Origin of the sequence: Coprococcus intestinihominis (genome assembly GCF_040096555.1) — a bacterium.
Lineage (GTDB): Bacteria > Bacillota > Clostridia > Lachnospirales > Lachnospiraceae > Coprococcus_A > Coprococcus_A intestinihominis.
The window spans coordinates 1-1,223 of the sequence record NZ_JBBMEK010000451.1 but is presented as its reverse complement, the minus strand read 5'-3'; the positions used below and the strand labels follow the sequence as shown (position 1 = coordinate 1,223).

At 47.0% G+C, this 1,223-nt stretch carries 2 protein-coding genes; both read left to right on the top strand.

All coding sequences use genetic code 11. The features are described 5' to 3' along the window. Window positions 1–752 (top strand): hydrogenase formation protein HypD (gene hypD / locus WMO25_RS18150; protein ID WP_349086638.1); only part of this gene is annotated, 752 nt, incomplete at its 5' end. Between the two features lie 204 nt (window positions 753–956). Continuing rightward, window positions 957–1,223: AIR synthase related protein (locus tag WMO25_RS18145; RefSeq protein ID WP_349086637.1), on the top strand; the 267-nt coding region annotated here is incomplete at its 3' end.

Sequence of the window (1,223 nt, the reverse complement as noted above, 5' to 3'; positions counted from 1 at the left end):
CGAGAGAAAAGGGCGCAAAAGTACGAATTGTGTATTCCCCGGTGGATGCAGAGCAGTACGCTAAGGATCATCCGGAAGAGCAGGTTGTTTTTCTGGCTGTTGGTTTTGAGACAACGACACCGGCCAGCTGTCTGGCTGTAAGAAAGGCATCGGAGGATGGATTGACGAACTTCGCGCTGTTGGTGGCCAATAAGACGATGCCGGGTGCTTATGCAGCACTGAAAGGCAGCGCGGATGTTTTTCTTTATCCGGGACATGTCAATGCCATTACGGGTACGGAATTGTGTGAATCACTGGTGGATGAAGGCGTCAGCGGTGTTGTGGCAGGTTTTACAGCCAAAGAATTACTGACAGCATTGGCGGTGGCTTTGGTTAAATTCCAGGAGGGCAAACCGTTTTTCGTCAATGCTTATCCGAGAGTGGTGACACGGGAAGGCAGCCGAGAGGCACAGAAGCTGGTGGCAGATATGATGGAGAACTGTGATACAGAATGGCGCGGACTGGGCATTATTCCGAATTCAGGCCTGCGTCTGAAAAAAGAATGGGAAGCCTACGATGCGAGAAAGAAGTTCCATGTGCCTGAGATGAAAGGACGAAGCAATCCGGCCTGTCGATGCGGGGATGTTCTTCAGGGTAAATGCAAGCCGTCGGACTGCAAGGTATTTGGCAAAGGCTGTACGCCGCAGCATCCGATTGGTGCTTGTATGGTATCCAATGAAGGGGCCTGTTCTGCTTACTATCAGTACAGCTAAAATAAAAAATATTATAACTGTTCAGAGCCAACCTCCAAAATGTTACGCATTTCGTCGGTGTGGCGTATCCGCCAAATAAAATTTCAAAAACAGTCTTAAAAATGCAAGCATTTTATACCTGTTTTTTGAAATTTTGCTTGGCTCTGAACAGTTACAAAATTCTATGACATACATATGAGAATCATGCAAAAGGAGACGTTTCTGATGAATAATAAAACAGTTACAATGGCTCACGGTGCCGGCGGCAAGCAGACATCTGAACTGATTGATGAAGTATTTAAAGCACATTTTTCAAATCCGGATCTGACAGCGGATGACGCTGCTGTTCTTCCGGCTCCAAAAGGAAAGATTGCCATGTCAACAGATGGTTTTATTGTATCGCCGGCCTTTTTCCCTGGCGGCAATATCGGCAAATTATCCATCTGCGGTACGGTGAATGACCTGGCTTGCATGGGTGCAAAGCCGTTATAT